Source organism: Amycolatopsis pittospori, from assembly GCF_013870525.1.
In the GTDB taxonomy this organism is placed as follows: Bacteria; Actinomycetota; Actinomycetes; order Mycobacteriales; family Pseudonocardiaceae; genus Amycolatopsis; species Amycolatopsis pittospori.
Genome location: NZ_JACBXD010000159.1, coordinates 1 through 7,540 on the forward strand (window position 1 = coordinate 1; position 7,540 = coordinate 7,540).

A 7,540-nucleotide genomic window follows, 5' to 3' on the forward strand; every position below is an offset into this window, starting at 1 on the left:
TCGATTTGGGCGCCGTCGGCCGACTGGACGACGCTGACCGCGACGAGGTCGTGCCCCTCGACGCGTTCGGTCAGCTCGGTCAGCGGGACTTCGGTGACCTTCACCCCGCGATGCGCCTGGGCGGCGAAGGGGAAGGTCACGCTGGTGAAGTCGTTCGCGGCGGCCAGCACACTGGCACCGTCGGGCAGTCCGGCCGCCACGTTCGCGATGAGCTGCGAGACCGACGCCCCGATCGCGACCCGCTCCGCCGGGACCCCGATCAGCGCGCCGAACCCGGCCCGGGTCTTCGCAACGGGCTCGTCGAAGTCCGTCGGACGGGCCTTCCCGCACCGCCACCGCTCCACCGCTTCCGCGACCGCGTCGGCGACGTGCGACGGCGGGATGCCGATACTGGGCGTGTTCAGATATCCGGGCGGGACGGCGAATTCGGCTCCGAAGGTCTGCATGTCCCCGAGATTAATGAGTTTCCGGAAGCAGCCTCACGACGTCGTCGTAGGACGGCGGGGTCAGCGGGAGTTCGGCGCCGTCGCGGACGGCCTCCACCGTGCGCAGCGTGGCGGCGAGCGCCATCCGGTACGGCAGCGAACCGAGGCTGATCCGCGCGACGCCGAGTTCGGCCAGCCCCGCGACGGTGACCCGGCCGGGCAGGAACAACAGGTTCAGCGGCACTCCGGTGGCCTTCACCAGCCGCTCGACGTCCGCGGGCTCGGCGGCTCCGGGCACGAAGACACCGTCCGCACCGGCGTCCACATAGGACTCACAGCGGGCCATCGTGGCCGTGATGTCGGGTTCTCCCAGCCAATACGTGTCGGTGCGTGCGTTGACGAACAGGCCGGGAGCCTGTTCCTTCGCCGCCGCGATCTTGGCCGCGTGCAGCACGGGATCGCCCAGTGCGTCTTCGAGGTTGATGCCCGCGGCACCGGCCTCCGCGAGCTCTTCGGCGAGTGCCCCGACCTCGGCGGGATCGTCACTGAAGCCGTCGGCGACGTCGACGCTGATGTGCGCGTCCAACGCGGCCAGCCGCCGCGCGAGCCGGACGGTGGCGTCCTTCGAGGACGGCGCGCCGTCCGGCTCGCCCTCGGCGGCCGAGACCCCGAGGCTGGTCGTGCCGAGCGCCGGGAAGCCTTGCGCGGCCAGGAAGGCGGCGGTGCCGAACTCCCAGACGTTCGGCAGGAGCAGCGGGGAACCGGGGACGTGCAAAGCGGCGAATGCGGTCATGCCCCGACGGTAGTTCGCGGACGCTTCGGTGACGGCCGAAGCGTCCGGCCCCGGCGCGACGGCGATCTCGCTTGCCGTCCGTCTGATCACGCGAGATCGCCGCCTGGGCAGCCGGACGTTGCGAAAGGCACTTTCGCAACGTTCAAGGTTGCGAAAGTGCCTTTCGCAACACCCGGTCTCGGGCCGCTGGTCCCGTACGAAGCGAAATACGAGAGCCGCCTGATCACGGGTGACGGCCTGAGCGTCAGGCCCGTTCGAGGAAGGGGGTCAGGAGGTCCGGAACGGACTCCTCGGCGAACAGAAGGCCTTGCTCCTCCCCCGCGTCGTACACCGAGTACGCGCCGGCACCGGCGGCCGTGGTCGCGACGACGGTCAGCAATCCCTTGCGCCGCTGGAAGACCGACTGCTTCACCGTCCAGCCGATCACGCCGTCCCGCTCCAGCGCGAACGTGCTGCGCCGCACGGTCCCGTGCCGCCCGACGAGGTACCGGCCGGTGATGCCGTGGCCGAGGTTGCGGTAGGCGTCCAGCGCCAGCAGGACCGAGACCGGCAGTAGCACGACGCCGAGCGCGGCGCCGATGACCAGCAGGACATCGGTCAGCAGGAGGCCGAGGATCGCGAAGAGTGCCAGCAGCACCACCACCGAGCCGACCCACCAGCGCAGCAGCCGTCCCCGCGCGGCACGCGGATGCCCGGTGAGCCGGACGGCTTCGGTCGGCGAGACCGGTTCACGCAGCACCTCGGCGGCGATCCGGTTGGCCGTCGCGACCGGCGCGGCGGGCAGAAGCGTGTGGTAGTCGGTCTTGTCGTTGTCGTCGCTCTGCCGCATCCCGGTCGCGATCGCGTCGACGCGCGCGGCGCCGGAGATCCGGTTCCCGAGCGGTTCGACGAGGTCGACGCCGCGCAGCCGGGCCTCCTCGATCGAGATGGAGCGGGTGGTGAACAGGCCGCGGCGGACCCGGAGCGTGCCGCCGGCTTCGCGGTCGAGCCGGTAGTTCCACCACATTTCGACGAACAGCCCCAGCGCGCCGACCAGGCCGACGACCATCGCGATCGCCAGCAGGATGAGGATCGACACCACCAGCGGGATCCCGAGGAACAGGTTCAGCACCCAGTCGATGAAGCCCTCCTGCAACCCCACCCAGTCGGAGAGCTGCATGAGCCCACCGCCCGCGGCGAGCCCGAGCGTCGGTGTCAAGAACGACATCGGCGCGTACCGGATCCAGCTCCACTCCAGTCGCGCGAGCGGCGCGTCCTCGTCGGTCTCGGTGGCCGCGACGTTTCCGGTGCGGCGAAGGAGCTCCGCGCGCAGCCGTTCGGCTTCGGCACGCGAGACGGGGTTGAGTTTGAGCCTGCCCGCGCCGCCCGACTCGTGCGACCCGGTGCCGATGGTCACCACGGCGACGCCGAACAGCCGGTGCACCGGGTTGGCCGTCAGGTCGACGTTGCGGATCCGTTCGCGCTGCAGGGATTTCCGCGACCGGACGACGAGGGTGAACGCCAGCTCCAGCCGTTCCGGCGTGACCCGGTACCGCACCGCCTTCCAGTTGAAGAGGTCGATCAGCACGCTGCCGCCGACGAGCACCACCGCGCCGGCCACGACCCAGGCGAGGGCGACCCAGAACCTCGCCCCGCCGCCCACGATCGCGGCCGTGGTCGGGACGGCGGCACCGACGGCGACCCCGGCCATGGTCACCGCCGTGACGCCGAGCGTCCGCTTGTCGAGTGTGCTCCAGCCCTCGAACTCGGACGAGGTCATGTCGCGTCCCCCGGCGTCGCCTGCGTCGTCTCGGTGAGCTGCTCGGCCAGGCTCGCGGCCAGTTCGTGGTCGAGCCCCTTGATCTTGACCGCTCCGCGCGCCGACGCCGTGGTGACCGTGACGGTCGCGAGCTCGAACAGTTGCTGCAGCGGCCCGCGCAGGGTGTCCACGGTCTGGATCCGCGACATCGGCGCGACCCGCCATTCCTGCCAGAAGAACCCCGAACGCGTGTACACCGCGGTCTCGGTGACCTCCCAGCGATGCACCTTGAACCACCACAGCGGCATCGCGATCACCCAGACCAGGCCCAGCACCGCGAACACCACGGCCGGCATCAGCAGCCAGAACCGCGCCGGCGGGATGAGCAGTCCGAGCAGCGCCAGGACCATCACCGGCGTGATCCAGAAGAGTGTTCCCTGCACCCGCCACCAGCCCACGACCCGCTGGTCCAGAGCGTTCCGCGGCGGCCTCAGCCGCACCTTCCCCCGATCGGCTTCCACCGATTTTCACCCCCGACGGTCGTTTACAATGCGATCGCATCGTAATAGCGTGGGACATTAGTGGCAATGCGGTCGCATTGCAAACGGCCTGCGGAACGGATGGTGAAGGTGCCGAAACAGGTGGATCACGCCGCGCGCCGCGCGAAGATCGCCGAGGCGCTGACGCGGCTGGTGGCCACGCGCGGCCTCGAAGGGGTCAGCCTCCGCCATGTCGCGGCGGAGGCCGGCATGTCGATGGGCCTGGTGCAGCATTACTTCAAGACCAAGGACGAGATGCTGCTGTTCGCCGTCGAGCGCCGCTCGCAGGTGTACGAGGAGCGTCTGAAGGCCCGGCTGGAGGCCGGCGAACTGCCTTCGACGCCCCAGGCCGTCCTCCGCGCCATCATGATCGAGATCCTGCCCATGGACGAGCGCAGCCGCGGCGACTGGCTGATGGGCGTCGCGTTCTTCATCCGGGCCATGTCCGATCCCGCTTTCGCGGCCACGTACACCGAGGGCGTGCCCCAGCTGTTCGAACTGTTCGCACTCCTGATCCGCCAAGGACAAGAGGCGGGCGATGTCGACAAGTCGGCCGATCCGGAGCACGAAGCGGCGATCCTCTGGGCGCTCGCCGATTCGCAGGGCTCCAACATCGTGATGCAGCACCGCACCCCGGAGGAGGCACTGTCCACCATGGACTACTACCTCGACCGGCTCTTCTCAGCTTCCGCCGGATGAGGCGGCGGCCGACGCCCGCACCGCCCGCAATTCCTTGAACAGCTTCCGCAGCGCCGGGACCGCGTCACCGCCACGCTCGGACAGCTCCTCGATCCGCTCCTTGTACCGGCGCCTGTCCCGGCCGGGGACGACGTCGCGGAGTTCGACGGCGGCCACCAGCGAGGTGAGCGCGGCGTCGCCCGCGTCCACATCGGACACCGGCGATGCCCCGCGCAGCGCCTGATCGACCAGCGCGCGCAACCGCTCGACGACGGCGGGATCGCGGACGACCGGCCGCCGCGACGGGAACAGGCCGAGCGTCCGGCCGGTCTTCAGCTCGATCACGCCCGCCGTGTCGAGCTGGGTCTCCACCGCCTCCAGTGTGCCGCGCGCGTCCTTGCGCACCCACCATTTCCATTTGCGCGGGGTCTCCCCCTCGATTTCGGCGAGCAGCTCGTCGAGGACGAGGTCGCCGGTCGGTCCCGTGCCGGTCGGCGCGACCCGGCCGTCCGCGTCGGCGACGCGTCCGCGCAGCACGAGGTCGGTCAGGGCGGCACCGCTGATCAGCAGACCCGCACGGCGCCGGTCCCGCAGTTTGCCCTTGGCGACGTCACAGGCGAGCAGATAGGCCTTGGCGGGCAGGGAAAGTTCGGTCATCGTCAGTGCCTCTCCAGCTTCGGCCAGATCTCGTTCCAGGAACCCCGCCTGCCGTCATACCGCCAAAGCAGTCCTTCCACCACCGGAGTCACCTCGGCGAAGTACGGTTTGAGCAGTCCCGGATCGAATCCGGCGAACAGCACGCTGTCCGCGGTCTCAGGCGGTTTGTCGAAGTACCAGTAGCCCCGGTGGCCACTGTAGACGTTCTCGATGCCGTACTGCGGGCCGTAGAATTCGACGGCGGCCGCGAACGGGTAGATCTCGGCGTAGACCGCGGTGCGCGCACGCTGCTCCGGAGGCAGCGACGCGTACGTCTCACCGATCATCTTGGCGAGGTCCCGCTGGGGCAGTTCTCCGCCGGCGAAGGAACTTCCCAGGGTGACCGGGCCGATGCTCGTGCGCGTCATGCCGGCCGGGTAGATCGGCAGACCGGCGACGGTGACCACGGCCGAGAGCACCACCGCGGGCCAGGCGATCAGCCGCCAGCGGGGAACGTGCTTCACGAATCCCGTCGCCGCGGCGGCGAACGGCAGCGCGAAGACGCTCATCAGATAGTAGGAACGCCCGTGCAGCAACAGAAAAGCCAGGATGAGCGCGACTATCGCTACCCCCAGGAAGCGATGGTCGCGCATCCCCCGCGATCCGATCAGCAGGACGAGGCCGTAGACGAACGCGAGCACGCCCACGCCGACGCCCGCCGTCAGGAAACCGTCGCGAAGGAACGGCCAAGTGCCGGGGAATTCCGCCGAGACGACCTCGTTCATGATCAGGTACGGCCAGCCGTTCTTCGCCTGCCAGAGCAGTGTCGGCACGGTCGCGACGACCGCGATCCCCGCGCCCAGCCACAACTTCGGCCGCCGCACGAGTTCCCTCGGCCCGAACACGAGCGCGCTCAGGAGTGCGATCACCCAGAAGGCGGGGATGAGGAACTTCGTCTCCAAAGAGACCGCGGTGACCACACCCGCCCACACCAGCAAGCCGTCGCGGCGGGTCCGCACCCAGCGGACGACCAGCCAGACGATCACCGTCCACAGGAACGGATCGAGGACGTAGGTGCCGATCCAGTGACTGACGATGATCACGCCGGACGTCGCGGAGAACCCGGCGGCGAGCACCTGCGCGCCGCGGCCGCCGCCCAGCTCCCTGGCGATCAGCGCGGTGACCACCACGCCGCCCGCGGTGGCCAGCGTCATCGGCAGGCGCAACGCCGTCAGCGAGCCCGGGAAGAGCGAATCCATCGCGCCGGCCAGCGCGGGGATCAACGGTGGCTGGTCGAAGTACCCCCACGCCAGATGGTCCCGGCCCGCCATCAGGAAGTACAGCTCGTCGAAGCCGTGCGCGTACCGGCCGCTCGTGGCCAAGAGCGCCACTCCCGCCAACGCTGCGACGACGAGCACCGGCAGGCGAGCGAAGGCCGCTTCCTTCTGCTCGTGTCCTGTTTGGACTGTCTGAGTCGCGTTGCCCATGACGATGAGTCCACCGGAAACGGCCCCGGCGGGAAACCGGGTAAGGAGGATGATCGGGTATACGAAAGTTGCGGGTCCCCCGCCATCGGTCGCCGGTAGCGGGCGACGGCGTCCTCCGCTGGCTACCGTGAGCCGGTGGAGAAAAGCAGGCCGTTCCGGCCCGGTCCGGTCGACACCTTGTGGCTCACGATGGCGTCGCTCGCCTTCATGGGCCTGGACGTCACCCTGTACGTGTTCGGCGAACCGACGACCGGCTGGGCGGGCCCCGCGGCGGGCGTCACGCTGCAGGTACTGCTCGATCTCTCCCTGATCCTGCTGTTCCGGTTCCCGAGGCTGGTCGCGGGCCTGATCACGGCGGGGGCACTGCTGATGCTCGCCTCCGACCTGTTCTCCCCCGGGCTGCTGGTGCCGGAACGGCAGCTGACGCTGATGACCGTCCCGACCATCACCCCGGTCGTGCTGAGCCAGCTGGCCCGCCTGCTGGACCGGCGGACCGTCCTCTGGCTGACCGCGATCCTGGTGGTCTGCGCGTCACGGCCGTGGGACGCGCACTGGAGCACCACCCCGTTCGGCCTGCTGGGCACGGCGCTGCCCACCACGCTTTCGCTGTACTTCGAGGCGCGGCGCCAGTTGCTGCGCTCCCTGCGGGACCGGGCGGACCGCGCCGAACGGGAACAGCACCTGCTCGCCGAACGCGCCCGTGCCGAGGAGCGGCGGAAACTGGCCGAGGAGATGCACGACGTCGTCACCCACCGGCTGAGCCTGATGGTGCTGCACGCCGGCGCGCTCGGCGTCGTCTCGGCCGACGAGGCCGTGCGGTCCTCCGCCGAGGACATCCGGCGCGAAGGGGCGCTGGCCCTGGACGAACTACGCGACCTCGTCGGTGTGCTGCGCAACGGCGCGAACGCCGGACCCCGCACGCTCAACGACGGCACGGCGGGCGATCCGGCGACACTGGTCGCGGAATCGGCGTCGGTGGGCATCCCGACCGAACTGAAGGTGGACGGCGACCCCGGGCGGATCTCCCCCACCGTCGCCCGGACGGCGTACCGCGTCGTGCAGGAGGCGCTGACCAACGTCCGCAAACACGCGCCGGCCTCGACGGCCGTCGTCGAACTCCGCTATCACGCGGGCGGTCTCGACGTCGCGGTGGAGAACACGCGGGCGGGGGCACCGGCCGATCCGGCGCTGGCGGGCCGGGTCGGCGATGGTGACCAGCCGGTCGGGTGATCCGAGCAACTCGA

The 7,540-nt window shown here is 70.0% G+C and carries 7 protein-coding genes and 1 pseudogene; 2 read left to right on the forward strand and 6 right to left on the reverse strand.

From position 1 onward, the window contains the following. The 4 genes and pseudogenes from H5J31_RS38860 to H5J31_RS38875 all read right to left on the reverse strand — a co-directional run. Positions 1-446 (reverse strand): annotated as a pseudogene (locus tag H5J31_RS38860) (aminotransferase); the annotation flags it as partial. Positions 447-456: 10 nt separating this feature from the next. Continuing rightward, positions 457-1,218 (reverse strand): isocitrate lyase/PEP mutase family protein, encoded by a 762-nt coding sequence (locus H5J31_RS38865; RefSeq protein WP_181777651.1) that lies wholly within the window; start codon positions 1,216-1,218, stop codon positions 457-459. A gap of 244 nt (positions 1,219-1,462) precedes the next feature. After that, positions 1,463-2,977 carry a PH domain-containing protein gene (locus H5J31_RS38870; RefSeq protein WP_181777652.1) on the reverse strand — a complete coding sequence of 505 codons (1,515 nt, stop codon included), beginning with the start codon at positions 2,975-2,977 and terminating at the stop codon, positions 1,463-1,465. Further along, on the reverse strand, positions 2,974-3,477 hold the full coding sequence (locus tag H5J31_RS38875; RefSeq protein WP_181777653.1) for a PH domain-containing protein: 504 nt from the start codon (positions 3,475-3,477) through the stop codon (positions 2,974-2,976). The genes H5J31_RS38870 and H5J31_RS38875 overlap by 4 nt, the downstream gene beginning before the upstream one ends. Positions 3,478-3,576: 99 nt before the next feature. On the opposite strand from H5J31_RS38875, the gene H5J31_RS38880 reads away from it, so the two are divergent. Next, a complete protein-coding gene (locus H5J31_RS38880; protein ID WP_181777654.1) occupies positions 3,577-4,194 on the forward strand; it encodes a TetR/AcrR family transcriptional regulator in 618 nt (205 codons plus the stop codon). Here the strand turns inward: H5J31_RS38880 and H5J31_RS38885 are convergent. Together H5J31_RS38885 and H5J31_RS38890 are read right to left on the reverse strand one after the other, a co-directional pair. Further along, positions 4,177-4,830 (reverse strand): GOLPH3/VPS74 family protein, encoded by a 654-nt coding sequence (locus H5J31_RS38885; protein WP_181777655.1) that lies wholly within the window; start codon positions 4,828-4,830, stop codon positions 4,177-4,179. The genes H5J31_RS38880 and H5J31_RS38885 overlap by 18 nt on opposite strands. Positions 4,831-4,832: 2 nt before the next feature. Continuing rightward, the gene (locus H5J31_RS38890) at positions 4,833-6,296 is read right to left on the reverse strand and encodes an ArnT family glycosyltransferase (protein WP_181777656.1); all 1,464 of its coding nucleotides are present in this window, start codon (positions 6,294-6,296) and stop codon (positions 4,833-4,835) included. 135 nt (positions 6,297-6,431) lie between these two features. On the opposite strand from H5J31_RS38890, the gene H5J31_RS38895 reads away from it, so the two are divergent. Further along, positions 6,432-7,526, forward strand: coding sequence for a sensor histidine kinase (locus H5J31_RS38895; protein ID WP_328701731.1), 1,095 nt, complete (start codon positions 6,432-6,434; stop codon positions 7,524-7,526). The last annotated feature ends 14 nt before the right edge of the window (positions 7,527-7,540 follow it).